Genomic DNA, 26,964 nt, shown 5'->3' on the forward strand with positions numbered 1-26,964 from the left:
GCCGGATATCCGCTTGAGCGCAGAATGACCGGCCCCCCGGGGCCGCCCCCGCTATCCGTGCCAGACAAGGATTCCCGATGACCAAGTTTCGCGTTCTCTGCACCGCCTTGCTGCTGGCGTGCGCCAGTGGCCAGGTCCTGGCCGATGCCGCCAGCCACGCCGCCGATGCTGAACGTTTCCTCAAGCTGGCCCGCGCCGACAAGCTGACCGTCCCGGTCTACGCCCAGGTGCAGCAGATGTTCGAACAGCGCTTCGAGCAGGCCCAGGCGCCGGCCAGCAAGAAGGCCACCCTGGAAACCTACCAGGCCAAGGCCAATGCCGCGCTGGACAAGGCCGTCGGCTGGGACAAGCTGAAGCCGGAACTGGTGAAGATCTACACCAGCGCGTTCAGCGAGAGCGAACTGAAGGAGTTGATCGCCTTCTATGAGTCGCCCCTGGGCAAGAAAGTCCTGGAGAAGATGCCGGCCCTGACCCAGCAATCCGCCCAGCTCACCCAGAGCCGTCTGGAGGCTGCGGTGCCCGAGGTCAACAAGCTGCTCAGCGAGATGGCCAGCGAGCTGGCGCCCCAGGACAAGAAAAAGCCGTAAGCGGAGTCCACCGATGACCATGCGCAACCGTATCCTGACCGCCCTGGAAGCCTTGGAGCCCCAGCATCTCGATGTGCTGGACGAGAGCCACATGCACAGCCGTGGCCTGGAAACCCACTACAAGGCGGTGATCGTCAGCCCGGTGTTCGCCGGGTTGAACGCCGTCAAGCGCCACCAGAAGGTCTACGCCAGCCTCGGCGAGCTGATGGGGCAGTTCCATGCCCTGGCCCTGCACACCTACACCCCGGAGGAGTGGGCCGAGCAGGGTGCGGCGCCGGATTCCCCGACCTGCCGTGGCGGCAGCAAGCACGACCACTGAGCCTCCGCCCGCCTTGTCTCGGCGGCCTCGCCTGGGTTTTTCCAGCATCCATTCGGCGGCTGGGACAATCTCACGCAGCCTGCGTGCCGCGGCTTTTTGATAGACTTCGCACCGCGCCGGCCCAGCCGGCGCAGTCGTTTCTATTGCCCGGTCCGCCCTTTACGCGGGCGACCACTGGAGGAAGTACCGCATGACTCAAATCGTCGTGGCGGCGTTGTACAAGTTCGTCACCCTGAAGGACTACGTCGCGCTGCGTGAACCCCTGCTCAAGACCCTGCTCGACAACGGCATCAAGGGCACCCTGCTACTGGCCGAGGAAGGCATCAACGGCACCGTCTCCGGCACCCGCGAAGGCATCGACGCGCTGCTTGCCTGGCTCAAGGTCGACCCGCGTCTGGCCGACCTGGACCACAAGGAGTCCTACTGCATTGATCAGCCCTTCTATCGCACCAAGGTCAAGCTGAAGAAGGAAATCGTCACCCTTGGCGTCCCCGGCGTCGACCCCAACCTGCAGGTCGGCACCTACGTCGAACCGAAGGACTGGAACGCCCTGATCAGCGACCCCGAAGTGCTGCTGATCGACACCCGTAACGATTACGAAGTGGCCATCGGCACCTTCGAAGGCGCGGTCGACCCGAAAACCAGATCGTTCCGCGAATTCCCCGACTACATAAAGGCGAACTTCGACCCGGCGGTGCACAAGAAGGTGGCGATGTTCTGCACTGGCGGCATTCGTTGCGAGAAAGCTTCCAGCTACATGCTCGGCCAGGGCTTCGACGAGGTCTTCCACCTCAAGGGGGGCATCCTCAAGTACCTGGAGGAAGTGCCCCAGCAGGAGACCCTCTGGCGCGGCGACTGCTTCGTCTTCGACAACCGCGTCACCGTGCGCCACGATCTTTCGGAGGGGGACTTCGACCAGTGTCACGCCTGCCGTAACCCGATTTCCGTGGAAGACCGCCAGTCCGAGCACTTTTCCCCCGGCATCAGTTGCCCGCACTGCTGGGACAGCCTGAGCGAGAAGACCCGTGCCAGCGCCATGGAGCGGCAGAAGCAGATCGAGCTGGCCAAGGCCCGCAACCTGCCGCACCCCATTGGCCGCGACCCCCGCCAAGCCCTGGAGGATTGAGCGTGTCCACTGCCCGCCTGCTCTATGTGATGGACCCCATGTGTTCCTGGTGCTGGGGCTTCGCCCCGGTGATGACGGCGCTGGCCGGGCAGGCCGCGGCGGCCGGGGTGCCGCTGCATCTGGTGGCCGGCGGCCTGCGCACCGGCCAGGGTGCCGCGCTGGATGCCCATACCCGGCGCTACATCCTCGAACACTGGCAGGCGGTCAACCAGGCCACCGGACAGCCGTTCCGCTTCGACGGTGCGCTGCCCGACGGCTTCGTCTACGACACCGAGCCGGCCTGCCGCGCCCTGGTGGTGGCCCGTTCCCTGGCGCCCGAACTGGCCTGGCCGCTGGTCAGGCTGATCCAGCATGCGTTCTACGCCGAAGGCCGTGACGTGACCCAGGCGTCCACCCTGGTGGCGCTGGCCGAGCAGGCGGGCATCCCGCGCATCGAGTTCGCGCAGGCCTTCGATGCCGCCGCCAGTCATGAGGCGACCCTCGCCGACTTCGCCTGGGTGCAGGACCTCGGCATCGCCGGTTTCCCCACCCTGTTGGCCGAGCGCGACGGCCAACTGGCGCTGCTGACCAATGGCTACCAGGCCCTGGATGAACTGGCGCCGCTGCTGGGCCGCTGGCTGGAACGGGGTACCCATGCCTGATCGCTTGAGCTGGGCGGAGATCCGCCGTCTGGCCCTGCGCCACAGGAAAGCCCTCTGGCTGGCCAATCTGGTGGCCGTGCTGGCCACCCTCTGCAGCGTGCCGATTCCGCTGCTGCTGCCGCTGCTGGTGGACGAGGTTCTGCTGCAGCGGGGCGACGCCGCCCTGCGCTTCATGGACCACTTCCTGCACCAACCCTGGGAAAGCGCCGCCGGCTACATCGGCCTGATGCTGTTGGTGACGCTGCTGCTGCGGGGCATGGCCCTGGTGTTCAACGTGCTGCAGGCGCGCCTGTTCGCGCGGCTGGCCAAGGACATCGTGTTCCGTATCCGCACCCGCCTGATCGAGCGCCTCAAGCGCATCTCCCTCGGCGAGTACGAAAGCCTCGGCGGTGGCACCGTCACCGCCCACCTGGTGACCGACCTGGACACCCTGGACAAATTCGTCGGCGAGACCCTCAGTCGCTTCCTGGTGGCCGTGCTCACCCTCACCGGCACCGCCGCCATCCTGGTCTGGATGCACTGGCAGCTGGCGTTGCTGATCCTGCTGTTCAACCCGCTGGTGATCTACGCCACCGTGCAGCTGGGTAAGCGCGTCAAGCACCTTAAGAAGCTGGAGAACGACAGCACCGCGCGCTTCACCCAGGCGCTCACGGAAACCCTGGAAGCCGTCCAGGAAGTGCGCACCAGCAACCGCCAGGGCTTCTTCTTCGGCCGCCTCGGCCAGCGTGCCCAGGAAGTCCGCGACTACGCCGTGGCCTCTCAGTGGAAGAGCGACGCGGCGGGACGCACCAGTGGCCTGCTGTTCCAGTTCGGCATCGACTTCTTCCGCGCCGCGGCCATGCTCACGGTGCTCTTCTCCGACCTCTCCATCGGCCAGATGCTGGCGGTGTTCAGCTACCTCTGGTTCATGATCGGGCCGGTGGAGCAACTGCTCGGCCTGCAGTATTCCTACTACGCCGCCGGCGCCGCCCTGGGGCGCATCAACGAGCTGCTGGCGCGCGCCGACGAGCCCCAGTACACGCCGAGCGTCGACCCGTTCAAAGGCCGCGAAACCCTGGGCATCGAAGTCAAGGGCCTGCGCTTCGCCTACGCCGAGGAGCCGGTGCTGGACGGCCTCAACCTGTCCATCGCCCCCGGCGAGAAGGTCGCCATCGTCGGCGCCAGCGGCGGCGGCAAGAGCACCCTGGTGCAACTGCTGCTGGGGCTCTACCAGCCCCAGGCGGGGCAGATCCGCTACGGCGGTTGCCGGTTGGAGGAGATCGGCCTGACCCAGGTGCGCGACAACGTGGCGGTGGTCCTGCAGCATCCGGCGCTGTTCAACGACAGCGTGCGCGCCAACCTGACCATGGGCCGTGAACGCAGCGACGAGGCCTGCTGGCGCGCGCTGGAGATTGCCCAGCTGGCCGCGACCATCCGCAGCCTGCCCCAGGGGCTGGACACCGTGGTGGGGCGTTCCGGCGTGCGCCTGTCCGGCGGCCAGCGGCAGCGCCTGGCCATCGCCCGCATGGTGCTCGCCGAACCCAAGGTGGTGATCCTCGACGAAGCCACCTCGGCCCTCGACGCCGCCACCGAGTACGCCCTGCACCAGGCGCTGGGAGCCTTCCTCAACGGCCGCACCACCCTGATCATCGCCCACCGCCTGTCGGCGGTTAAGCAGGCGGACCGGGTGCTGGTATTCGACGGCGGCCATATCGCCGAGGACGGCGACCACCAGCAGCTGATCGCCGAAGGTGGGCTCTACGCCAAGCTCTACGGGCACCTGCAGCAAGGTTGAAACGGCGCAATCCGCCGGCTGGCGCAGCCGTACGCTGAACCAGGCCTCACCGGTCCACCCTCGAGGTCTGGCATCGCGTCGCGGGTGGATGGAAAGCGCCACCCACCCTGCGGGGCTGCGAACTGCTTCGCGAGTGAATTCGCCGCTCAGCCGTACTTCACCGCTTCGAGGAAGCCGATGCGCTGGCCGACATCGTGGAACACCCGCGCCGAGGCGATCTGGTTGTAGTCGATACCGTCCAGCAGGCCGAGCAACTGCGCGTCGAGGCGATAGCGCGGACGCCAGTCCAGCAGCCCTTCGAGGAAAGCGATGGCGTCGATTCCGGGGCGGAAGTTGGCCAGCAGGACGCGGCCGCCCGGACGCAGGGCCTGGAACAGACACGGCAGCAGACGCTCGCAGTGCCGGTCGTCCAGCACTTCGGTGATCCCGGCCGAATACACCAGGTCGTAGCCCTGGAACCGGCACTCGCCGGCCAGCAACTGCTCCAGACTGCCCAGACGGGTGCGCACGCCCAGCGCGCCATAGCTCTTGCGCACGGTTTCCAGGCGCTCCGCATCGTCGTCGAACACCAGCATTTCGCTGAAACGCCCCTGGTGCAGCTCGCGTGCCAGTTCCGCTTCGCGCAGGTGGCCGCCGGCAACGCACAGCATGCGCACGCCCTGGCCGACGCGCTGGCAGGTTTCGTCCACGGCGCGCGCCAGCATGCGCCGCCGGCAACGCAACGCGCGGGCCGCCTGGGCGCCGGTGGCGAAATCGAACAACTGGCGGGTGCGCGCCTCCGGCAGGTCGCGCAGGGCCTCGGACTCCAGTCCGTAGAGGTAATCCAGCAGCACGGGATTGCCGCAGCGCATGGGGGGCTGCCGGCAGGGGAAGGGCAGGATGTTGCTCGGCGCCGGCGGCACCTTGGGGGGTGGGGCGGCCTTATCGAAGTGCAACCGTTCGCGTTCGGCCTTGATACGCGCCAGTTCTTCGTGGAGTTGCCGTTGTTCTCGAACGTCTCTGCTCAGTTCTTCCGGATCTCTGATTTCTTCCACATGCCACCTCCTCTGGCCAGACGTGGACTCCTTGACCCATCACGCGGGATGAAGACAGTCGCTCATTCCGTGAAGAACCTTAGTTGATGGCGATGTGCCTTCAATCGGGCGAGTAGCGGAACGGGGCATTTCGGATGAGTGGTCGGTGCCTTTCCGAAGCGGCGGGCAAGGGGTGGCTCGCAGTCGTCGCCAGAGCTGTTGGCGGCTTGTCCTGGAAGCCTGCCTGAACGCGCCGTCAAGAAAACACTACACAAGGGAGGCGGGCGGCACGTGGTATCGAGCCCGGCCCGGCAGTGTAAGGAAAACTTGCCGTAATGACCGTCCGGCGCTTCGCCCCGGTGGATTCCGCGCCTTGTTCGCCAGGCGCTGCCAGAGTGAGATGACGCAAACAAAAAATCGGCCCGTTGCCATGAATACCGAACTCACCCTCTACGGGTACTGGCGCTCCAGCGCTGCGTACCGTGTGCGTATCGCCCTCAACCTCAAGGGCCTGGCATACCGCCAGGCGCCGGTCCACCTGGTCAAGGACGGTGGCCAGCAGCACCTGCCGGCGTATCGCGAACTCAATCCCCAGGGCCTGCTGCCGTTGCTGGTGGATGCCGGCAATGCCGGTGGCGAGATTCGTATCGCGCAGTCCCTGGCGATCCTCGAATACCTCGAAGAAGTCTTCCCCGTGCCGGCGCTGTTGCCGGCCGATCCGGCCCAGCGTGCCCTGGTGCGCTCCCTGGCCTTGCATATCGCCTGCGATGTCCACCCGCTGAACAACCTGCGGGTGCTGCAGTACCTCAAGGCCGAACTGGGTGTGGCCGACGACGCCAAGGACGCCTGGTATCACCATTGGGTGGGGCTTGGCCTGGCCGCTGTGGAAAAAGGCCTGGAGTCCTTCGACGGCCAGCTGTCCCTCGGCAGCCGGCCGGGCTACCTGGAGGCTTGCCTGATTCCCCAGCTGTACAACGCACGCCGCTTCGGCTGTGACCTCTCCGCCTATCCGCGCATCCTCGAGGTCGCTGCGCGCTGCGAAGCCCTCGAAGCCTTCAGCAATGCCGCTCCGGAGGTACAGCCAGACGCCCAGTGATCCGAGGTTACCCGCCTTGCAGACTTCCGCCGTGCCACAAGCCCGGCGGGTGAAATCCCGTCACGACAACAAAAAAAGGTGACGCAATGAGTGACATGCAACACTCGGGCGAGCTGAAACGCGGCCTGAAGAATCGCCATATCCAGTTGATCGCCCTCGGTGGCGCCATCGGCACCGGACTTTTCCTCGGCTCGGCCGGGGTACTCAAGTCGGCCGGACCGTCGATGATCCTCGGCTACGCCCTCTGCGGTTTCATCGCTTTCCTGATCATGCGCCAGCTCGGCGAAATGATCGTCGAGGAGCCGGTGGCCGGTTCCTTCAGCCACTTCGCCCACAAATACTGGGGTGGCTTCGCCGGCTTCCTGTCCGGCTGGAACTGCTGGGTGCTCTACGTCCTGGTGGGTATGAGCGAGCTCACCGCGGTGGGCAAGTACATCCACTACTGGTGGCCGGAAGTGCCCACCTGGGCCACCGCCGCGGCGTTCTTCCTGGTGGTCAACGCCATCAACCTGGCCAACGTGAAACTGTTCGGCGAGGCCGAGTTCTGGTTCGCCATGATCAAGGTCGTCGCCATCGTCGGCATGATCGTCCTCGGCTGCTGGATGCTGTTCAGCGGTAGCGGCGGCGAGCAGGCGGCCGTGAGCAACCTCTGGGCGCACGGAGGCTTCTTCCCCAATGGCGTCAGCGGCCTGGTGATGGCCATGGCCTTCATCATGTTCTCCTTCGGCGGCCTGGAAATGCTCGGCTTCACCGCCGCCGAGGCCGACAAGCCGAAGCAGGTGATCCCGAAGGCGATCAACCAGGTGATCTACCGCATCCTGATCTTCTATGTCGGCGCCCTGGTGGTCCTGCTTTCCCTGAGCCCCTGGGACGCGCTGCTGGCTTCCATCAACGGTGCCGGCGATGCCTACAGCGGCAGCCCCTTCGTGAAGATCTTCGCGCTGATCGGCAGCGATACCGCCGCCCACCTGCTGAACTTCGTGGTGCTCACCGCCGCGCTGTCGGTCTACAACAGCGGCACCTACTGCAACGGCCGCATGCTGCTGGGCCTGGCCGAGCAGGGCGACGCCCCGCGCGGCCTGGCCAGGGTGGACAAGCGCGGCGTGCCGGTGCGCTCGCTGCTGGTCTCGGCGGCGGTGACCTTCCTCGCCGTGGTGGTCAACTACGTGATCCCGCACAACGCCCTGGAGCTGCTGATGTCCCTGGTGGTGGCCGCCCTGGTAATCAACTGGGCGATGATCAGCTACTCCCACCTGAAGTTCCGCCAGCGCATGGACAAGGACGGTGTCCGCACCGGCTTCCGCGCCCTGTGGTTCCCCATGGGCAACTACCTGTGCCTGGCCTTCGTGGTGTTCATCCTCGGCATCATGCTGATGATCCCGGGCATCCAGGTATCGGTGTACGCGATTCCCGTGTGGCTGCTGGTGATGTGGGGCTGCTACCGCCTGAAGCTCGCCAGCGCGGCCAAGGCCCGCGAAGCCTACGTCGCGGGTTGATTCCCGCGTCCCGGCAAGGCCGGCCCGGTGCCGGCCTGTCGGGTGGATTGCGCGGTACGCGCCGCCAGGTTGCGAACCGCGTCCGCCACCACCGCGAGATCCCGGCCAGCCTCACCGTTGCAGCAATCCCGCCCAGGTCGACAGCGGCACCGCCTGGTCCTCGTGCCAGATGCGTTGCCAGAGCAGGGTCAGGCGCTCCAGGTCGCCGCGGTCGGTGGGCCAGCGGCGCGTCTGCGTCACCGGCTGCCAGCGGCCGTCCCGCTGTTCGGCGAGGATGAAGCGGAACGGGTGGAAGCCGGTCATGCCCAGGCGCAGGTCGGTGACCACCAGCATCTGGTCGATCTGGTCGTAGCGCAGGATGCCGTGGGTGAACCAGGCCAGGCGCAGGTGCTGCGGCGAATCCCGCAGGCGCCGCGCCAGCTCGGTGCCGCGTGGAATGCGTTCGAGCCTGGGGGGCTCCCGGTCGAACCAGCTCACCAGGGCTTCGTGGTAGTCCTCGCCGTCGACCACCACCACGCGCCAGAGCAGCGTATTGAACGGCGTCGGCGTGCTGAACAGGGCCTGCGGGCGGATGCCTTCGCGTTCCAGGACGTCCTGCACCCGCTGCTCGGCCATGAACTTGCCGCCGAGGCTGGAGAGCAGGTACAGGCTCGACAGCGCCAGGGCCGCCAGCGGAATGCCGGGCTTGCGGTCCTTCAGGCCGAACAGCAGGCCGCCGACCACCGCCGCCAGCAGCGGCACGGTGTAGAGCGGATCGATGATGAAGATGCTTGACCAGGCGATGGGCGGCATCTGCAGCGGCCAGAACAGCTGGGTGCCGTAGCTGGTGAAGGCGTCCAGCAGCGGATGGGTGACCAGCACCAGCCAGAGCGCGAGGAACAACCGCCGTGTCGAGTAGGCCGGATTCGGTCGCCATCGTCGCGCCAGCAGGGTGAGCGCGGCCGCCAGGGCACTGAGGACGAAGACCGAATGGCTGAAGCCCCGGTGGTAAGTCATGGCTTCCACCGCATCGGTGTAGCGGATCACCACGTCGAGATCGGGCAGGGTGCCGAGCACGGCGCCATAGAGCAGCGCCTTGCGTCCTTGCCAGCGGCCGAGCATCGCGCCCTGCAGCGTGGCGCCGAGCAGCGCCTGGGTAAGTGAGTCCATTGCCGTCCCCCGTGAAAGATCCACCGGCTAACTTACTGTGCCGACGCGCTTCCCGGCAGGGGGAAATTTCCACGAGATTTTTCCGTCGACGGAGTCAGGCGCCTTTGGCGGGAGCGAATTCATTAGAACTTGGGAAACCACGTCCTGAGGACGTGGTCATGAGTTATCGGCTCTGCCTGTGACGATTGGGCTGCCCGGGTATCAGGATGACGTTCGTAGGATGTGGTTGAGCGAAGCGATACCCATCGGTCCCAGCAAACGGCATAGGTTTCGCAGGCTCAACCCATCCTACGTTGCTGCGTCGTCGTGGCCAGTCTCGTCGCAGGGAAGCGCTTGGGGAGAAGACCCGTCAGTGCTCCCGGATTTCCTCCCGGCTCCGATTTGCCGGGCGGCGCCTGGATGCCCCTTTCTAGGGAGCCAAGAGCAACTCCACGTTCCACGAGCGTGGATGTTTACTCGCGATGGACAGCCTCCGGGCGCGGGGCGCGCCCGGAGGGATGGACAGGCTCAGCTCACTGATCGTACTTCAGGTTCCGATGGTGGATACGTGACTGGTAGCGGGTCTGCGGCATGGCGCCCACGTCCTTGGCTTGCTTGGCGGCGCCGGCCGCGGTGGGTTGTTCCTCCACCAGTTGGACGAAGCGCTCGCTGTCGTCCGCGGTCGTTTGCCTGCGCTGTGCCTGTGCCTCCCGGTACTGGATGAGGCGATCACCGCCTCCTTCCGCCAGCATCAGGAATGGTTGCTGGCCGGCTGCTGGAAGGGACTCGCTGAATGCCTGCATGGAAGTCATGGCAACAAGGGAAAACAGCAGGCTGGACAAGGCGGTGGTGCTAATTGCGGATTTCATGTTTCTTCCTCATTAGTTTCCAGGTAACCCCCCGAGAACGGATAATAAGGAAGTTGCAAAACACCGCTAGCGGTATTTTCAGGTGCCTGACAAGTGGCGAACTTAACGATAATTGGTAAGTTCGTAACGTGCTGATTGGCATGAGTTATTCCGATGATTTTGTTTGTTTTTGGTGCCTGTTACGGACTGTATTGAAGTATGTAATTGTCTGTAATTGGAATGTTTCCCGTCGGTTTCATGGAAACACTTCAGAAACATATGCGGCCATTTCCTGGAAAACCTTGGTCCGACTTTTGAATGGCTGTTTTTTGCGCTAGTTCCAACGGACGATGCCTGCTACCGGAGCAACGGATTCAATCCCTCCCCATGAAGTTCCGCGTTCGCCGTGTGTGGCGATAACGACGCGACAGGCCAACGTGACGAGTATTGAGTGCCTTTGATTTCGTTGCCCTCTCCCGGAAGCGGGAGAGGGGGCCGGGTACACGTGTGGGACCACCCCATGCCCATCTGCCAGAACCGCTTCCTCATCATCACCGGCGCAGAAGGTGTATGGCACCTGAGAATGGGCAGGCACCGGGCATTCTTGTGGGGGCGAGCTCATTCGCCAAGGGCAGCGCAGCTACCCCTGGAGACCACAGGCCTTCGGTTTTGCTTTCCCCAAAAAGAAAGAAGGCGCCACAGGTGGCGCCTTCTGCCTTTCGAGGTGCATACATCATGAATTGCCTGCCTCTGAACTGCTCCGGGAATCAGCTGATGCGGTTGGCGCCAGTGCGGTCGGCACCGCCTTCGGCTACACGCAGGGACTGGGAGCGCTCGGAACCATTTTCAGCGACATCGAAGGCCTTGGTGCGGTCGGAGCCACCTTCAGCTACGCGCAGGGACTGGGAACGCTCGGAACCGTTTTCAGCGACATCGAAGGCCTTGGTGCGGTCGGAGCCACCTTCGGCTACGCGCAGGGACTGGGAGCGCTCGGAACCGTTTTCAGCAACATCGAAGGCCTTGGTGCGGTCGGAGCCGCCTTCAGCGACGCGCAGGGACTGGGAACGCTCGGAACCGTTTTCAGCCACGTCGAAGGCCTTGGTGCGGTCGGAGCCGCCTTCGGCTACGCGCAGCGACTGGGAGCGCTCGGAACCGTTCTCGGCGATGCGGTGGATGCTGGTGCGGTCAGAGCCACCTTCGGCGACGCGGTGGATGGAAGTGCGGTCAGAACCACCCTCTGCAACCGACAGCGCAAAAGCGGAAGCGGACAGGCTGGCGATGAACAGGCTGGCGAGGATTTGCTTTTTCATTTTGGTCACCTTGGTTAGAGGGGGTTGGAATTCGTCTACGGGGCCCATCTTACGGATGTGATTTCGATGAAGAAGTGATGCTGCGTGATGGTTACCATCGACGCCGATGATAGTTGTATGGAGTCCAATAAAAACAATATGTTAGGCGATCAATTGGGTCGTTATTGTGGAATATGGAAAGGCTTTTTCCATGAATTGGTATAATCGATTAAATAGATATATTAGGGCTGGGTTTGCTCGTTTTCTGAGCAACTGGTGAATAATCGCCTTGGCGGCCACCAGGCACGCCGGTGACCGCGAGCGCTTGGCCTGCCTGGGTTTCAGCGGTTGTCGGCATCAATGACGGCCTGGGTGAAGGCCTGCGGATCTTCCTGCGGCAGGTTGTGGCGGATGCCACGGGTGATTGGCCGGTACGCGCGCGGGTGAAGCGCTGGGCGCAGTCCTCGGCTTTCGGGGGCGGCGCACCGTGGCGTCACCTTCCGGGGTGATGGTGGGTTCCCGGCGTGTCAGGCTCGCAGTTGAACACGGGGACTTAAACTGGCCGGCGTCGGTTATCCGGCCAGATCGGTGCCCCTGCATCCGGATGCCTTTCAGACACACCCTGATGCAGGGCGGCCGTTGTCCCCTTCAGGTCGAAGACAATCGCACGACCATCGCTACTGTCGGTGGTTGACGCGTTTATGCAAGGCAACCGCCGCTAGGCTGTTGGAATCGTGCCGCCGTCGATTACAAATTCACTCCCGGTAATAGAGGCAGCGCGAGGCGAAGCAAGGAAAACAATCAGATTGGCAACCTCTGTCGGCGTCGAAGGGCGGCCGAGCGGGATGCCGCCCAGTGCATCCATGATGATCCGCTTGCCACCTTCGTAGTCGGTGCCAGCCTCCTGAGCCAGCCGCTCGGCCAGTGCGACCGACGCTTCGGTTTCAATCCAGCCGGGCGAAACCCGGACCACTCGCACGCCTTTGGGCGAGACTTCTTTCGACAGGCTTTTGCTGTAGGTCGAGAGCGCAGCCTTGGCAGCGGCGTAGGCCGTAGTAGCCTCGGGCAGGGGTAAGCGGCTCTGAATGGAGGTCACATGGATGATCACGCCCCCCTGTCGCGCCAGCATATCCGGGAGCAAGGCGCGATCCAGGCGCACGGCCGGAAACAGGTTCAGATCGAGTTCGCGCTGCCACTGCTCTTCATCCAGCGCGGCGAACCCGCCACCGGGTGCCGACGAGCCACCCAGGACGTGGACGATGATGTCCACATGGCCCAAGCGTCGCCTGGTCGCGGCCACCAGTGCCGCGCAACCTTCCCGGGTCGCGAGATCAGCCTGAACGAACAGGTCATCCGCCATGTCGATGTTCGCCTGCCGCGCCGAGGTGAGCACCTTCGCGCCTTCCGCGAGGAACAGGTTGACCACCGCCCGCCCGACGCCTTTGGTGCCACCGGTGACCAGGACCCGCTTGTCGGCCAACTCGAGGCTCATCATGGCGCAATCTCCAACGAGCTGATCCGACCCTCCTGCAACATGAACACATGAACCAGGTTCACCGGGCTGCCGGGGAAGTTGCCGACCACACGCGCCGTGACGGTCAGCCTACCGTTCTCTCGCGACGCTTCCAGTGGCTCGACACGGTAAGTGAATGCCTGCTGTACCCCGTCATGCCAGGCTTCGATGGCCTCGATGCCCAGGTGCGTCCTGTTTTCGTCGATCACGGTGGCGTCCGCACAGAAACAGGCTGCGAGGCGTGATGCGTCGCCGCCATTGCTGATCTCGAAGTACGTCTCCACGACGCGAGGCAGTTGAAGACTCATGACCTGATCTCCTTTCTCACAATTGCTGGGGGCCGACTGCGATCTTGCCGCTCAGTTGATAATTTGCTCAACTGGGATAGATGTTAACGACCTATCCCGATAATCAGGACAATCGAATGACTGCCCCACGCCTGGGCCTCAATGAGTTGGACGCTGTACTGGCTGTGGCACGCCGGGCCTCGTTTCGGCAGGCGGCCATCGACCTCGATGTTTCAACCACCGCGTTGAGCAACACCATTGCCAAGCTGGAGGCGACGCTCGAAACGCGACTGTTCAATCGCACCACACGCAGCGTGTCGCTGACCGAGGCGGGCAAGATGTACCTGGAGCGTGTCGGGCCAGCCCTGCAGGACGTACGTGCGGCGCTCGACGCGGTGCGGTCACACAATGCCGGGCCTTCGGGCGTCCTGCGCATCAATGCGTTCGCCAGTGCCGCCCGCGCAGCTCTTCTGCCGCTGGTGCTGGAGTTTCTGCGGCGTTACCCGAAGGTGCATGTCGACTTGGTCACCGAAGGCCGAATGGTGGACATCGTCGCTGAGGGTTTCGATCTGGGCGTGCGGTCCGCCAATCTCGTGCCCAGCGACATGATCGTGATCTCGCTCGGCCGGCAACAACGGTATGCCGTGGTCGGTACGCCAGCATACTTCGACAGGTACGGCCGACCCCGTACGCCAGCCGATCTTCCTCACCATCAGTGCATACGTATCCGTCTGCCGAATGGGGCGATCTACCCCTGGCATTTCGAGCGGGCGGGGGAGGTGACCCGGCTTGATGTGGGCGGACAGCTCACGCTCGACGAGCCCAGTGTCGCCAAGGCAGTCGTACAGGAAGGGATGGGGCTCGGCTTTCTCATGGAACAGGACGTCCAGGGTGAAATCGAGGCCGGACAGTTCGAGCGGGTGCTGGAGGAGTGGACGCCTCCCAGAGACAACCTGTGCCTGTACTACCCGAACCGTCGCAACCCCTCCGCTGCGCTCAAGGCGTTCACCGCTCTGGCCCGGGCCAATCTGGCCAGCAAAGACGGATTCGCGTAAGTCGCCGCGCGATCCGCCGGCGCCTCCTCGCCTGCCGTGAAATGAGTAGGCTTGAATTCCGCCCCGTTTCGTTGAGGGTTCTGCGGGACAGATGAATCACCGCATCCATCAGCGCGCTTTCCCAGACCTCGCCCTGCCATTAAGCGCTCAGCCGCAGCTTCGTCGCCTGTTCCATTGCCAGGACCGTTGGCGCTGAGCCTGCGAAGCCCAACATCACGAGGTCGCCTGGTCGAAAGCGCCTCCTGCGGGGGGGCTTCGTTCTCGGCGGCGAACCGGTGGACCGCGTGAACTGGAACGGCCCAAGCTGCGCAGGCGGGTGTTGAAGAACGGCGCGCGCCGTGAGCCGCGCGAGGCCGGCAGGGAACGGCTTTCGCGCGGCGGTCGGTTCGCGGGCGATGGTCTAGAGTCAATGGCTCAAGACCATCACAACAACAAGGGAGTTCTACCCATGCGACCACGATCCTCCATTCGTGCCCTCGCCCTGGTTTCCGCCCTGGCGGCCAGTGCCGCGGCCTTCGCCGCCCCCACCTTCATCAATATCCTCACCGGCGGCACCAGCGGCGTGTACTACCCCATCGGTGTCGGTCTCTCGCAGATCTACGGCTCTGGCATCGACGGCGCCAAGACCTCGGTGCAGGCCACCAAGGCCTCGGTGGAAAACCTCAACCTGCTGCAGGCCGGGCGGGGTGAACTGGCCCTGGCCCTGGGCGACTCGGTGAGCGATGCCTGGACCGGCGTCGAGGAGGCCGGCTTCAAGTCGCCGCTGAAGAAGCTGCGCGCCATCGCCGCCACCTACCCGAACTACATCCAGATCGTCGCCAGCAAGGACGCGGGCATCAAGACCCTGGCCGACCTCAAGGGCAAGCGCATTTCTGTGGGCGCGCCCAAGTCTGGCACCGAGTTGAACGCGCGGGCGATCTTCGCGGCGGCGGGGCTGAGCTACGAGGACATGGGCAAGGTGGAGTTCCTGCCCTATGCCGAGTCGGTGGAACTGATCAAGAACCGCCAGCTCGACGCCACCCTGCAGTCCTCGGGCCTGGGCATGGCGGCCATCCGCGACCTGGCGGCGACCATGCCGATCAACTTCGTCGAGGTGCCGGCGGAGGTCACGGCGAAGGTCGGCAGCGCGGCTTACCAGCCGGCGATCATTCCGGCCAAGACCTATGACGGCCAGGACGTGGACGTGGCGACCGTGGCCATCACCAACATCCTGGTGAGCCATGAGGGCGTCTCCGACGAGCTGGCCTACCAGATGACCAAGCTGATGTTCGACAACCTCGATCGCCTGGCCAACTCCCATGCGGCGGCCAAGGACATCAAGCTGGAAACGGCGGCGCAGAACCTGCCGATTCCGCTGCATCCGGGCGCCGAGCGCTTCTACAAGGAAGCCGGCGTACTCAAGTGATGGCCCGCGCCGGCGGCGGGGGCCGCCGGCGCTCCAGGCAGTAGAGGTTGTGCCATGACTCAAGACCATTCGGGGCTTTCGGCCAGCGTTTCGGACTGGCCCAAGGCGTTGTTCGTCGTCGCCTTGCTGTTTTCCTGTTTCCAGATCGTCACCGCCGCCTTCCACCCGGTGTCCACGCAGATACTCCGGGCCGTGCATGTCGGCTTCCTGCTGATGCTGGTGTTCCTCAGTTATCCAGCCCTGGGCCGGGGACGGCCCTGGCAGCCGCTGGCCTGGCTGCTCGCCCTGGCGGGGGCGGCCACCGCGGCCTACCAGTGGGTGTTCGAGGTGGACCTGATCCAGCGCTCCGGCGACCTGACCACGGGCGACATGGTGATCGGCTTGCTGCTGATCGTCCTGGTGTTCGAGGCGGCGCGGCGGGTGATGGGCATCGCCCTGCCGCTGATCTGCGGTGTATTCCTGGCCTACGGCCTGCTCGGCGAATACCTGCCGGGTGACCTCGCGCACCGGGGCTACGGGCTGGACCAGATCGTCAACCAGTTGTCCTTCGGCACCGAGGGCCTGTACGGCACGCCCACCTATGTGTCGGCGACCTACATCTTCCTGTTCATCCTGTTCGGCGCCTTTCTCGAACAGGCGGGGATGATCAAGCTCTTCACCGACTTCGCCCTCGGCCTGTTCGGCCACAAGCTCGGTGGTCCGGCCAAGGTGTCGGTGGTGTCCTCGGCGCTGATGGGCACCATCACCGGCTCGGGCGTCGCCAACGTGGTCACCACCGGGCAGTTCACCATTCCGCTGATGAAGCGCTTCGGCTATCGGCCCGCCTTCGCCGGTGGCGTGGAGGCCACTTCCAGCATGGGCAGCCAGATCATGCCGCCGGTGATGGGCGCGGTGGCCTTCATCATGGCCGAGACCATCAACGTGCCGTACTTCGAAGTGGCCAAGGCGGCGCTGGTGCCGGCGCTGTTGTATTTCAGCTCGGTGTTCTGGATGGTCCACCTGGAGGCCCGCCGCTCGAACCTGGTGGGTCTGCCGAAGGACCAGTGCCCCAGCGCCTGGGGGGCGGTGAAGCAGCGCTGGTTCCTGCTGATCCCGCTCTTCGTGCTGATCTACCTGCTGTTCTCCGGGCGCACGCCGCTGTTCTCCGGCACCGTGGGCCTGGCGTTGACGGCCATCGTCATCCTCGGTTCGGCGATCATCCTGCGGGTGTCTTCCTTTGGCTTGCGCATCGCCTTCTGGATCGCCCTGGGGCTGCTCTGCGCAGGCTTCTTCCAGCTCGGCATAGGCGTGGTCTTCGGCGTTATCGGTGCGCTGGTGGTGACCTGCTGGTTCATCAAGGGCGGACGGGAAACCCTGCGGCTATGCCTGCACGCGCTGGTGGAAGGCGCCCGCCATGCGGTGCCGGTGGGCATCGCCTGCGCCCTGGTGGGGGTGATAATCGGCGTCGTCAGCCTGACCGGCGCCGCGTCCACCTTCGCCGGCTACATCCTCGCCATCGGCCAGGAAAACCTTTTCCTGTCGCTGGTGCTGACCATGCTCACCTGCCTGGTGCTGGGAATGGGCATCCCCACCATCCCCAACTACATCATCACCAGCTCCATCGCCGCGCCGGCCCTGCTGGAACTGGGCGTACCGCTGCTGGTGTCGCACATGTTCGTCTTCTACTTCGGGATCATGGCCGACCTCACGCCGCCAGTGGCTCTGGCCTGCTTCGCGGCGGCGCCCATCGCCCGGGAGAAAGGGCTGTTGATCAGCTTCTGGGCGGTGCGCATCGCCGTGGCCGGTTTCGTGGTGCCGTTCATGGCGGTCTACGACCCGGCGCTGATGCTGCAGGGCGACAGCTGGGGGGCGAACCTCTACATGCTGTTCAAGGCGGCACTGGCCATCGGCCTGTGGGGGGCGGTGTTCACCGGCTGCCTGCAGGTGCGCCTGGCCCTCTGGGAGCGTTTGCTGGCCTTTGCGGCGGGCGCCAGCCTGATCCTCGCGGCGCCCATCAGCGACGAGGCGGGCTTCGTGCTGGCCGCGCTGTTCTTCGCTCAGCACTTCTGGCGCGCACGCCGCGCCGGGCCCGCCCCGGCATGATCGCGCTGTGCCTGGGCCTGGCCGGCAGCGTCTGGGCGACGCTGCCGGCCGAGCCCTTCACCCTGGCCTGGCGGCATACGGTGGAGAAGGTGCGTTGGGAGGAGGACTACCGCGTGACCCCGCAAGGCCTGCGGTTGGACGAGGCGCGCGTGCGTGGCAGCGGGGCCGGCATGGAGATCCCGCAGGATGCGGTGCTGCGGGATGGCGCCTGGCACTACCGGCGCGAGCTGCCGCCCCTGCAGCCCCTGCGCCTGGGGCGCACGCCCGAGGCCGGGGATTATCAGCTGTGCCGCTCCGGCGAGTGCCGCGAGCTGACCCATTGGCTGGGGCCGCCCAGGGCCGACAGGCCAGCGGTTGAGCTGTGGAGCTGCGAGGGCGCCAGCCAGGGAAGCTGAAAGGGGGGCTACTGAGTCACACAGCCCACGGTTCGTTCCGTAGGTGGGTGCCGAGCGCAGCGAGGCCCAACATCGCAAGGCCCAAACCACGCACTGTTGGGTTTCGTTCCTCTACCCAACCTACGGCAGTCCGCAGCCCGGATGAAATCCGGGGACAATCCAACCGCCGCTCCCGGGTTTCACCCGGGCCACGTTCGGATGAGGGAAGTCAATCCCGCGGCGAGCCTCACACCCTGTTCCCGGTCCCTCTTTTCCTGGCCTGCGCCAGCAGTGCCGGGCCAATCTCCTCCAGCGGCAGCACCTCTTCCGCCGCGCCTAGCTCCGCCGCTTCCCGGGGCATGCCGTAGACCACGCAGCTGGCTTCGTCCTGGGCGACGGTGTAGCCGCCTGCTTCGCGTATCGCCAGCAGGCCGCGGGCGCCGTCCTTGCCCATGCCGGTGAGCAGGGCGGCGATCAGGTTGCGGCCGGCGCAGCGCGCGGCGCTGGTGAACATCACGTCCACCGCCGGGCGGTGGCCGTTGACCGGGGGCGCTTCGGACAGCCGGGCCACGTAGTTGGCGCCGGAGCGGGCGACTTCCATGTGCAGGCCGCCGGGGGCGAGGAGGGCGGTGCCGGGGAGGATGCGGTCGCCGTCGCGGGCTTCGCTGACGCGAACGCGGCAGAGTTTGTCCAGGCGCGCGGCGAAGGAACGGGTGAAGCCGGCCGGCATGTGCTGGGTGATGACCACGCCGGGGCTGTCCGCCGGCAGTCTCAGCAGCACGTCCTTGATGGCTTCGGTGCCGCCGGTGGAGGCGCCGATGGCGATCAGCTTTTCCGTGCCGAGGATAGGCAGGCCGCGTTCGGCGGGGCGTTCCGCCACCGGCGCGCGGTGGATCATTCGCGCGCGGGCGGCGACCTTGAGCTTGGCGCGGATTTCCTCGGCGTAGGCCTGCATGCCTTCGGCGATGCCCAGCTTGGGCTTGGCGACGAAGTCGATGGCGCCCAGTTCCAGGGCGCGCAAGGTGGCCTCGGAGCCGCGTTCGGTGAGGGACGAGATCATCACCACCGGCGTTGGTCGGCCCTTCATCAGTTTGTCCAGGAACGTCAGGCCGTCCATGCGTGGCATTTCCACGTCCAGGGTGATGACGTCGGGGGCGTGCTGCTTGATCAGGTCGCGGGCTACATAGGCGTCGGGCGCCACGCCCACCAGTTGCAGCTCGGTGTCGGCGCGAATGATCTCACTCAGCAGGCTGCGGATCAGCGCCGAGTCATCCACCACCAGTACCTTGATCGGCACGTGGTCACTCCTTGAACAGGTCGTAGGGGCCCAGCGCCTCGCCACGCTTGAGGTAGAGGAAGTACTCCAGCTCGCGCTGGAGGATGGTGTCGTTGTGCAGGTTCTTCAGCTTCTTCACCAGCACCTTGCCGCTGGACGGGAAGATGTAGACCTTGCGCGCCTGGGCGCCCATCACGTCCTCGGCGAGCAGCGGCAGGCCCTCGGTGTCCAGGTAGCTGTGGACGAACTCCACGGTGCGCAGGGTGGTGTCGGGGCGCAGCAGTTCGTGGGGCAGGTTGCCCGCGCCGAACACCTTGGCTGCCAACTGGTGGCGGCGGGCACCTTCACGCAGCAGTTCGTCGATCAGTTGCTCCATGATGCGCACGCCGTGGTGGACGCTGGCGAGGTCGGGCAGCAGGAACTGGTTCACGCCGCCGATGCCGCGCTGGCGATCGAACAGGCAGACCGCGACGCAACTGCCGAGGGCCGAGACCAGCACCTGGTCCTGCGCGGTGGCGTAGAACTCGCCGGGCAGCACCTTTACCGCCGGCAGCTGGAAATCGGGGTCGAAGTAGCGCGTGGCGGCGATGGCGCCGGCGGTTTCGCCTTTCATGTCGGCCCTCCTGGCACGGGCTGGTAGACGGTGCGGCAGACCAGTTTCACCACATGGCTGGCCTGGACGAAACTCTCCGAATGCCCAGCGAAGAATAGGCCGTCCGGCCGCAACAGGCGCACCATGCGTTCCAGCAGGCGCACTTGGGTGGGCTTGTCGAAGTAGATCATCACGTTGCGGCAGAAGATGGCGTCGAACCCGCCGCTCAGGCGCCAGTCGGTTTCCAGCAGGTTGATGCGGCGGAACTCGACCATCTGCCGCAATTCCGGCACCACGCGCGCCAGGCCCGCGTTGCTGCCGGTGCCGCGCTGGAAGTAGCGCTTCTTCAGCGCCGGGTCGAGCGGGTCGATTCGCTCCAGGGGGTAGATGCCGCGCCGCGCGGTTTCCAGCACGCCGGTGTCGATGTCCGAGGCGATGATCTGCACCCGGTGGGCCTGTTCGCCCAGGGCCTGGCGTAGCGCCATGGCCATGGAATAGGGCTCTTCGCCGGTGCTGGAGGCGGCCGACCAGAAACGCAACGGTCGGCCTCGGCGCTGGGGCTCGCGGGCCAGGCTGGCAAGCTGCTCGAAGTGGTGCTGTTCGCGGAAGAAGGCGGTGATGTTGGTGGTCAGGGCATTGATGAAGGGCTGCCATTCCTCGGGGTGCTGGTCGAGGTAGGCCAGGTAGCTGGAGAAGCTGCGCAGGTTCAATTCGCGCAGGCGCCGCGCCAGGCGGCTGTAGACCATCTGTTGCTTGCTGCTGGCCAGGCTGATGCCGGCGCGGCGATAGAGCCGGTCGCGCACCTGCTCGAAATCGTCTTCGTCGTAGCCGAACTCGTGTTCGCCCAGTACCCGCGCGTTCATCGTCTCACCTCGAGAGCCCTCGGCGCCGGGGCGCCGAGGGCGACGGGACTAGAACTCTTCCCATTCCTCTTCCTTGCTGCGGGACGCGCGTCCGGCCCGCGCCGGACGTGCCGCCCTGGGCTGGCGTTCGGTGCCGTGGCTGGCGGCGGGCTGGCCGGCGTGGGCCGGGTCCAGCTTGAACACCGCCACCGATTGGGCCATCACCCCGGCCTGGTCCTGCAGGGCATCGGCGGCCGCGGCGGCCTGTTCCACCAGGGCGGCGTTCTGCTGGGTCATTTCGTCCATCTGGCTGACCGCGCCGTTGACTTCCTCGATGCCCCGGCTCTGCTCGGCGGAGGCGGCGGCGATCTCGGCCATGATGTCGGTGACCCGCTTGATGGCGACGACGATGTCGCTCATGGTCTGGCCCGCCTGGGCCACCAGGGTGTTGCCGTTCTCCACCTTGCTCACCGAGTCGGAGATCAGGGTCTTGATCTCCTTGGCCGCCGCCGCCGAGCGTTGCGCCAGGGTGCGCACCTCGGCCGCCACCACGGCGAAGCCACGGCCCTGTTCGCCGGCGCGGGCGGCCTCCACCGCCGCGTTGAGGGCGAGGATGTTGGTCTGGAAGGCGATGCCGTCGATGACGCCGATGATGTCGGAAATCTTCCGCGCCGACTCGTTGATGGCGGTCATGGTGCTGACCACTTTCTGCACCACGTTGCCGCCCTCGGTGGCGACTTCCGAGGCGTTCACCGCCAGCGAATTGGCCTGCCGGGCGTTCTCGGCGTTGAGTTTCACCGTGCTGGTCAGCTCTTCCATGCTGGAGGCGGTTTCCTCCAGGCTGGAGGCCTGTTGCTCGGTGCGGGTGGAGAGTTCGGCGTTGCCGCTGGCGATCTCGCCGGCGGCGGTGTTGATGGTGTCGGCGGCTTCGCGGATCTGCCCGAGCATGCGCGACAGGCTCTGGGCGGTTTCGTTGGAGTAGTCCTTCAGTTCGCCGAAGGTGCCCTGGTAGTCGGCGCTGATGCTTTGGGAAAGGTCGCCCTGGGCGAGGGCGCCGAGCATCCGGGTGACGTCCTTGAGACCCTTGTCGGCGGTGTCCACCAGGCTGTTAAGGCCCTTGGCCAGGTTGAGCAGGAAGCCGCTCTTGCCGTCTTCCTCGATGCGCTTGGAGAAGTCCCCGGCGGCGGCGGCGCCGACCAGCCCGGCCACTTCGCGCTCGACCTGGACTTCCAGCGTGCGGTCGGCCCATTCCACCACCGAACCGAGGCGCTCACCGCTATCGCTGATCACCGGGTTGGCCACCAGGCCGAAGGTGCGGCCGCCCACTTCGATCTGGGTGCGGAAGGTGCTGGTGAAGGTGGCGAGCAGGCGCTTCTGGTGCTCGGGGTTCTTGTGGAACTGGTCGATGGAGCCGCCCAGCAGCCTGCTCACCGAGAAGCTCGGCAGGGCTTTGCGCAGGTCCGCCTCGGCGTTCTGCAGCATGCTGGTGACGGTCTTGTTCATGTAGATGATGGTGCGTTCGCCGTCGGCGATCATCACGTTGGTGCTGCAGTTGTCCAGGGCGCTGCGGATGCGGATGTTCTCACTGGCGACCTGGGCGGCGGCGTGCAGGCGGTCGCGCACGCGGTCGATGGTTTCGGTGATCTGCGCCTTCTTGCCCGGCAGGCGCTCCATGGCCTGGCTGAAGTCGCCGTCGCCGTAGGCGTTGACCACGCGCACCACCTGCATCTTCACGGCGATGTGGGCGGCCACCAGGTCGTTGATGCCCTGGGCGATATGGGCGTGCACGCCGCCGAAGCGCTCCACCGGAATGATTTCGTCGATCCAGCCGTCGCTGTGCTGGCGGGTCATCTCCGCCAGGGCCTGGTCCAGCGCCACGGTCTGGGCCTGCTCCGCCTCACGTTGGCGCAGGTGTTTCTGCAGGCCCGCGAGGGCGTCATGCACCGGCGCCCAGATCGGGTCGTCGGCGCTGCCGATGCTGTGCTCCAGATTGCCCTCGGCCAGGTTCCGGATCAGGCCGGCCAGGTGTTGGGCGCGCTGCTGTGCGTGTGCTTTTCCGTTGAACAGACCCATGGGTTCTCCCCTTGTGTGTCAGGCTGCGGCCGATTCGACCAGGGCCATTTCGCGGCTGGTCATCAGCTTCTCGATATCCACCAGAATCAGCATCCGCTCGGCCACGCTGGCCAGGCCAAGCAGGTACTCCGTATCGAAGCTGGCGCCGAATTCCGGTGGCGGTTTGATGTCCCCGGCCGTCAGGGCGATCACGTCGGACACCGAGTCGACTACCACGCCGACGATGCGCCGGCCGATGTTGAGGATGATCACCACGGTAAAGGGGTCGTAGGTGACGTCGGCCAGGTTGAACTTGATGCGCAGGTCGACGATGGGAACGATGGCGCCCCGCAGGTTGATCACGCCCTTGATGAAGGCCGGGCTGTTGGCGATGGCGGTCACCTGGTCATAACCGCGAATTTCCTGCACCCGCAGTATGTCGATGGCGTACTCCTCGCGACCGAGGGTGAAGGTCAGGTACTCCTGGGCCGGTTGCCCGGCCTGGTCCGCACTAGGGGCGTTCATGCGTCACGGCTCCTTGTTGTTGCGCCAGCCCCGGCAGGGCGTCGACGTCGAGGATCAGGGCAACGCTGCCGTCGCCCATGATGGTGGCGCCGGCGATGCCATCGATCCGGCGGAAGTTCTGTTCCAGGCTCTTGATCACCACCTGCTGCTGGCCGACCAGGTCGTCCACCTGCAGGGCGAAGGGGCGGCCGTCGGCTTCGAGGATGACCACGATGGATTGCTCGGCCGGCAGCGCGGGGGCGGATTCGCCGAGCAGGTCGTGCAGCGAGAGCAGCGGCAGGTACTCGCCACGCACGCGGATCACCGCGCCTTCCTCGCCGGCCAGGCCGCGGATGTCGGCGGCTTTCGGTTGCAGGGATTCGACGATGTAGGTCAGCGGGATCACGTAGTGGGCGCGCGCCACGGCGACGATCAGGCCGTCGAGGATGGCCAGGGTCAGCGGCAGGCGGATGCTGATGTGGGTGCCCTGGCCCTTGGCCGAGTCGATGTCGATGCGCCCGCCCATGGCCTGGATGTTGCGCTTGACCACGTCCATGCCGACGCCGCGCCCGGAGAGGTCGGTGACCACCTCGGCGGTGGAGAAGCCGGGCATGAAGATCAGCTGCCAGACCTCGGCGTCGCTCATCCCGTCGTGCACGGCGAGGTCATTCTCGCGGGCCTTGGCGAGGATGCGCTCGCGGTCCAGGCCCCGGCCGTCGTCGCTGATTTCGACGACTATGCTGCCGCCCTGGTGAAAGGCGCCCAGGCGTACCGTGCCGCTGGCCGGCTTGCCGGCGGCCAGGCGCTCCTCCGGCAGCTCGATGCCGTGGTCGATGCTGTTGCGCACGATGTGGGTGAGGGGGTCGCTGAGGCGCTCGATCACGCCCTTGTCCAGCTCGGTGTGTTCGCCCTGCAACTGCAGGTCCACCTGCTTGCCCAGGCGCGAGGAGGTGTCGCGTACCAGGCGCGGGAAGCGGCTGAAGATGAAACTGATGGGCAACATGCGGATCGACATCACCGATTCCTGCAGGTCGCGGGTGTTGTGCTCCAGCTGCGCCAGGGCCTGGTGGATGCGCTCGTGGACGCTGGGGTCGAGGGCGCCGCCGAGCTGGCCGAGCATGGCCTGGGTGATCACCAGCTCGCCTACCAGGTTGATCAGGCTGTCGATCTTCTCGACGCTGACGCGGATCGAGCTGGACTCGCTCTCAGCGTTGGCCGGCCTGCTGGCGAGCGGAGTGGGGGAGGGCACCGGGCGAGCCGGCTCGACGGCGGTCACTGGGGTTGTCGCGTCGCCGAAGGCTTCCGTCGTTCCGGCGGGCGTGCCCGGGGCATCGTCGAAAAAGCCGAAGTCGTCGTCCGTCGCCGCAGCGGGTGTACCCGGCGCGTCATCGAAGAATCCGAAGCCCTCGTCCGCACCGCCAGTCGGCGCCTCCTCCAGCAGTGCGCGCAGGCGGGCGACGGTGTCCTCCACCGGCACGCTGGGGTCGTGGCGCTGCTGGCGATGGCCGTCGAGCAGGCGCATCAGCACGTCGCGGGCCTGCAGGAAGAGGTCGACCATTGCGCCGTGCAGGGCTATCCGGCCGCTGCGGATGCGGTCGAGCAGGGTTTCCAGTTCATGGGTCACGGCGGTCAGGTCATCGAAGCCGAACATGCCGGCCGAGCCCTTGATGGAGTGGGCGGCGCGGAAGATGCCGTTGAGTTCTTCCGCGTCAGGCTGCTGCAGGTCGAGACCGAGCAGCAGCAGTTCGAGGCTGGCCAGGTGTTCTTCGGTTTCCTCGAAGAACACCTGGAGGAACTGATTCATCCCGTCGCTCATGGAAAGCGCCTTGTTCCGGAGTCAGGGGAGGACCTTGCGGGTGACTTCCAGCAGTTTCGGCGGATCGAAGGGCTTGACCAGCCAGCCCGTGGCGCCCGCCGACTTGCCTTGCTGCTTCATGGCGTCGCTGGACTCGGTGGTCAGCATCAGGATGGGGGTGGCGCGGTAGCCGGGCAGCCCGCGCAGGCTGCGGATCAGGCTGAGGCCGTCCATGTTGGGCATGTTCTGGTCGGTGAAGATCAGGCTGTAGGCCTTGCTTTGCGCCTTGCCGAGGCCGTCCTTGCCATCGACCGCCTCGTCCACGAGATAACCGGCGGCCTTGAGGGTGAAGCTCAGCATCTGCCGAATGGATGCGGAATCATCGACTATCAGGATCTGCTTGCTCATCAGGTGCCGCTCTCCATGCCGCTTGTCTATGTGGTGCGCAGCGCGTTCCCGGTGAGGGGACGCCGTTGTCCCAGCTTTGCCCGGCAGACTGTCGGCCTGCTTGGCGAATGAATTCGCCCCTACGGATTGGTGGACCCATGATGGCTACGGGCCATGTATTTTTTTAGACGGGCGTACCATGTGCGTCCAGTCTTTGGCGCCAACCGTTCGTCGCTCGATGGGCGGCGGCCGATAACCGACCCGTGGTTCAGAACAGCTCCACTTCTCCCGCGCTGACGTTGCTCTGGCTTACGGGGTTGGCAATGGGTTTGCGCAGCTCGCCGGCTTCCTCGTCCAGCCGCTGCGCCCAGTGCTCCGGGGCTACGGCGTGCAGTCCGCCAAGGCCGGCGGCGAACCCGCCGAGCCGGGCGAAGTGCTTGCGCATCTGGCCGAGCAGTTGGCCGCTCATGTCCTGGAACTGCAGGGCGGTGATGGCCTGGTCGACGCCCGCGCCCACTTCCAGGGACAGGCGGTCCAGCTCCTGGATCACCTTCAGAGTGTGGCGGTTCATGCCTTCCAGGTCCTCCAGCATGTGATGCAGGTGCTGCCGGGAGTCCACGGCGAAGCCCATGTCCTTGTCCGCCAGTTGGGCGATGGCCGATTCGGCATCGCGGATTTCCCGGTAGACCACGTCCACGTGCTCGCGAATCTGCTCGGAGAAACCCGTGGAGCGGGTGGACAGGGCGCGCACCTCGTCCGCCACCACGGCGAAGCCGCGCCCGCTTTCCCCGGCGCGGGCGGCCTCGATGGCGGCGTTCAGCGCCAGCAGGTTGGTCTGCTTGGCGATGGCGTCCATATCGTGGGTGGATTTGAGGATGTCGGAGATTTTCTGCGTCACCCGGTCCATGCGCTTCACCAGCTCCTGGGAGGTCTGGCTGGTCTCCAGGGCGGCCTCGACGAACAGGCCCAGGGTGCTGCGGGTGGTGGCGATGAATTCCTGGAAGTTCATGCCGTCGTCCAGGCCCTGCTGGTTGCCGTAGCGCTCGATCAGGGAATGGGAGTGGGCGCGCTGCTGGTCGATGCGCGCCGCCAGGCCATGGAAGCTGTCGCCCAGCCGGCCGATGGCGTCCTGCAGCAGGCCGTCGATCTGTCCGGCGTGGGCCTGAAGGGTGCCGAGGTGCTCGTCCACGGCGTTCTGTGCGCGCTGCCAGTCCGGCGCCGGCACGGGTTCCTGTCGGGCCTGCGCAGGCGCCGGGTGTGCATCCGACTGTAGCCAGACCAGCAACAGGGTGGCCAGCCAGCCGCTGCCCAGGGCCAGCCAGGGCGGCATGTCCAGGGCCAGCATGCCGGCGCAGGCCAGCCAGATGAGGGCGTGCAGGGCCAGGCCCTTGATGGGGGCGGACGATGGATGCGGCATGGAGCACTCCCTGGCGAGGATGGATGACCGGACGGCGGCCCCGGCCACGGGAAGGCGACGGGGCTC

General features: G+C 65.8%; 25 protein-coding genes and 2 pseudogenes. 11 read left to right on the forward strand and 16 right to left on the reverse strand.

Annotation, left to right across the window (positions count from 1 at the left end; translation table 11 throughout):
* The first annotated feature begins 77 nt into the window (after positions 1-77).
* The 5 genes from PJW05_RS07535 to PJW05_RS07555 all read left to right on the forward strand — a co-directional run bounded on the left by PJW05_RS07535 (position 78) and on the right by PJW05_RS07555 (position 4,447).
* Entirely contained in the window at positions 78-587 is a 510-nt protein-coding gene (locus PJW05_RS07535; RefSeq protein WP_271411095.1) for a DUF2059 domain-containing protein, read from the forward strand.
* Between the two features lie 13 nt (positions 588-600).
* Complete coding sequence (locus tag PJW05_RS07540) at positions 601-906, forward strand: BolA family protein (RefSeq protein ID WP_271411096.1); 306 nt, start codon at positions 601-603, stop codon at positions 904-906.
* A gap of 190 nt (positions 907-1,096) precedes the next feature.
* Complete coding sequence (trhO, locus tag PJW05_RS07545; protein WP_271411097.1) at positions 1,097-2,032, forward strand: oxygen-dependent tRNA uridine(34) hydroxylase TrhO; 936 nt, start codon at positions 1,097-1,099, stop codon at positions 2,030-2,032.
* A 38-nt stretch (positions 2,033-2,070) separates the two neighbouring features.
* On the forward strand, positions 2,071-2,673 hold the full coding sequence (locus PJW05_RS07550) for a DsbA family protein (protein WP_271412188.1): 603 nt from the start codon (positions 2,071-2,073) through the stop codon (positions 2,671-2,673).
* The gene (locus PJW05_RS07555; RefSeq protein ID WP_271411098.1) at positions 2,666-4,447 is read left to right on the forward strand and encodes an ABC transporter ATP-binding protein; all 1,782 of its coding nucleotides are present in this window, start codon (positions 2,666-2,668) and stop codon (positions 4,445-4,447) included. Before PJW05_RS07550 ends, PJW05_RS07555 begins: the two co-directional genes overlap by 8 nt.
* 146 nt (positions 4,448-4,593) lie before the next feature.
* On the opposite strand, the gene PJW05_RS07560 is transcribed toward PJW05_RS07555, so the two are convergent.
* Positions 4,594-5,481, reverse strand: coding sequence for a class I SAM-dependent methyltransferase (locus tag PJW05_RS07560; RefSeq protein WP_271411099.1), 888 nt, complete (start codon positions 5,479-5,481; stop codon positions 4,594-4,596).
* Positions 5,482-5,890: 409 nt separating this feature from the next.
* Here PJW05_RS07560 and maiA point away from each other — a divergent pair, with 409 nt between their 5' ends.
* Positions 5,891-6,556 carry a maleylacetoacetate isomerase gene (maiA, locus tag PJW05_RS07565; protein WP_271411100.1) on the forward strand — a complete coding sequence of 222 codons (666 nt, stop codon included), beginning with the start codon at positions 5,891-5,893 and terminating at the stop codon, positions 6,554-6,556.
* Positions 6,557-6,642: 86 nt separating this feature from the next.
* Positions 6,643-8,052, forward strand: a complete 1,410-nt coding sequence (locus PJW05_RS07570; protein ID WP_271411101.1) for an amino acid permease — start codon at positions 6,643-6,645, stop codon at positions 8,050-8,052.
* A 35-nt stretch (positions 8,053-8,087) separates the two neighbouring features.
* Here PJW05_RS07570 and PJW05_RS26715 read toward each other — a convergent pair.
* From PJW05_RS26715 to PJW05_RS07600, 7 genes and pseudogenes are all read right to left on the reverse strand, one after another.
* Positions 8,088-8,168: pseudogene (locus PJW05_RS26715) on the reverse strand (hypothetical protein); the annotation flags it as partial.
* The gene (locus tag PJW05_RS07575; protein ID WP_271411102.1) at positions 8,164-9,201 is read right to left on the reverse strand and encodes a metal-dependent hydrolase; all 1,038 of its coding nucleotides are present in this window, start codon (positions 9,199-9,201) and stop codon (positions 8,164-8,166) included. The gene PJW05_RS07575 and the pseudogene PJW05_RS26715, both read right to left, overlap by 5 nt.
* A gap of 512 nt (positions 9,202-9,713) precedes the next feature.
* Positions 9,714-10,049, reverse strand: coding sequence for a hypothetical protein (locus PJW05_RS07580; RefSeq protein ID WP_271411103.1), 336 nt, complete (start codon positions 10,047-10,049; stop codon positions 9,714-9,716).
* A 746-nt stretch (positions 10,050-10,795) separates the two neighbouring features.
* Positions 10,796-11,338 carry a hypothetical protein gene (locus PJW05_RS07585; protein WP_271411104.1) on the reverse strand — a complete coding sequence of 181 codons (543 nt, stop codon included), beginning with the start codon at positions 11,336-11,338 and terminating at the stop codon, positions 10,796-10,798.
* A gap of 320 nt (positions 11,339-11,658) precedes the next feature.
* Positions 11,659-11,833: pseudogene (locus tag PJW05_RS07590) on the reverse strand (alpha/beta hydrolase); the annotation flags it as partial.
* 202 nt (positions 11,834-12,035) lie between these two features.
* Positions 12,036-12,809 carry an SDR family oxidoreductase gene (locus tag PJW05_RS07595; RefSeq protein WP_442969247.1) on the reverse strand — a complete coding sequence of 258 codons (774 nt, stop codon included), beginning with the start codon at positions 12,807-12,809 and terminating at the stop codon, positions 12,036-12,038.
* A complete protein-coding gene (locus tag PJW05_RS07600; protein ID WP_271411106.1) occupies positions 12,809-13,138 on the reverse strand; it encodes a nuclear transport factor 2 family protein in 330 nt (109 codons plus the stop codon). The genes PJW05_RS07595 and PJW05_RS07600 overlap by 1 nt, the downstream gene beginning before the upstream one ends.
* A 116-nt stretch (positions 13,139-13,254) precedes the next feature.
* On the opposite strand from PJW05_RS07600, the gene PJW05_RS07605 reads away from it, so the two are divergent.
* The 4 genes from PJW05_RS07605 to PJW05_RS07620 all read left to right on the forward strand — a co-directional run bounded on the left by PJW05_RS07605 (position 13,255) and on the right by PJW05_RS07620 (position 18,054).
* Positions 13,255-14,172, forward strand: coding sequence for a LysR family transcriptional regulator (locus PJW05_RS07605; protein WP_271411107.1), 918 nt, complete (start codon positions 13,255-13,257; stop codon positions 14,170-14,172).
* Positions 14,173-14,620: 448 nt separating this feature from the next.
* On the forward strand, positions 14,621-15,577 hold the full coding sequence (locus tag PJW05_RS07610; protein WP_271411108.1) for a TAXI family TRAP transporter solute-binding subunit: 957 nt from the start codon (positions 14,621-14,623) through the stop codon (positions 15,575-15,577).
* A 54-nt stretch (positions 15,578-15,631) separates the two neighbouring features.
* On the forward strand, positions 15,632-17,659 hold the full coding sequence (locus tag PJW05_RS07615; RefSeq protein ID WP_271411109.1) for a TRAP transporter permease: 2,028 nt from the start codon (positions 15,632-15,634) through the stop codon (positions 17,657-17,659).
* Positions 17,656-18,054, forward strand: a complete 399-nt coding sequence (locus tag PJW05_RS07620; RefSeq protein WP_271411110.1) for a DUF1850 domain-containing protein — start codon at positions 17,656-17,658, stop codon at positions 18,052-18,054. The genes PJW05_RS07615 and PJW05_RS07620 overlap by 4 nt, the downstream gene beginning before the upstream one ends.
* Positions 18,055-18,280: 226 nt before the next feature.
* Here PJW05_RS07620 and PJW05_RS07625 read toward each other — a convergent pair whose 3' ends face one another.
* The 8 genes from PJW05_RS07625 to PJW05_RS07660 form a co-directional block, all read right to left on the reverse strand.
* Positions 18,281-19,330, reverse strand: a complete 1,050-nt coding sequence (locus tag PJW05_RS07625; protein WP_271411111.1) for a protein-glutamate methylesterase/protein-glutamine glutaminase — start codon at positions 19,328-19,330, stop codon at positions 18,281-18,283.
* Between the two features lie 4 nt (positions 19,331-19,334).
* Positions 19,335-19,922 carry a chemotaxis protein CheD gene (locus PJW05_RS07630; protein ID WP_271411112.1) on the reverse strand — a complete coding sequence of 196 codons (588 nt, stop codon included), beginning with the start codon at positions 19,920-19,922 and terminating at the stop codon, positions 19,335-19,337.
* Positions 19,919-20,764 (reverse strand): CheR family methyltransferase, encoded by an 846-nt coding sequence (locus PJW05_RS07635; RefSeq protein ID WP_271411113.1) that lies wholly within the window; start codon positions 20,762-20,764, stop codon positions 19,919-19,921. Before PJW05_RS07635 ends, PJW05_RS07630 begins: the two co-directional genes overlap by 4 nt.
* Before the next feature lie 48 nt (positions 20,765-20,812).
* Positions 20,813-22,816 (reverse strand): methyl-accepting chemotaxis protein, encoded by a 2,004-nt coding sequence (locus tag PJW05_RS07640; RefSeq protein ID WP_271411114.1) that lies wholly within the window; start codon positions 22,814-22,816, stop codon positions 20,813-20,815.
* An 18-nt stretch (positions 22,817-22,834) separates the two neighbouring features.
* The gene (locus PJW05_RS07645; RefSeq protein ID WP_271411115.1) at positions 22,835-23,320 is read right to left on the reverse strand and encodes a chemotaxis protein CheW; all 486 of its coding nucleotides are present in this window, start codon (positions 23,318-23,320) and stop codon (positions 22,835-22,837) included.
* Positions 23,307-25,115, reverse strand: a complete 1,809-nt coding sequence (locus PJW05_RS07650) for a chemotaxis protein CheA (protein WP_271411116.1) — start codon at positions 25,113-25,115, stop codon at positions 23,307-23,309. The genes PJW05_RS07645 and PJW05_RS07650 overlap by 14 nt, the downstream gene beginning before the upstream one ends.
* A gap of 21 nt (positions 25,116-25,136) precedes the next feature.
* Positions 25,137-25,502: a response regulator gene (locus tag PJW05_RS07655; protein ID WP_271411117.1), complete on the reverse strand. Its 366-nt coding sequence runs from the start codon at positions 25,500-25,502 to the stop codon at positions 25,137-25,139.
* A gap of 247 nt (positions 25,503-25,749) precedes the next feature.
* Complete coding sequence (locus tag PJW05_RS07660; RefSeq protein WP_271411118.1) at positions 25,750-26,898, reverse strand: methyl-accepting chemotaxis protein; 1,149 nt, start codon at positions 26,896-26,898, stop codon at positions 25,750-25,752.
* Positions 26,899-26,964: the final 66 nt, after the last annotated feature.

The organism is Pseudomonas sp. Q1-7 (assembly GCF_028010285.1).
Lineage (GTDB): Bacteria > Pseudomonadota > Gammaproteobacteria > Pseudomonadales > Pseudomonadaceae > Metapseudomonas.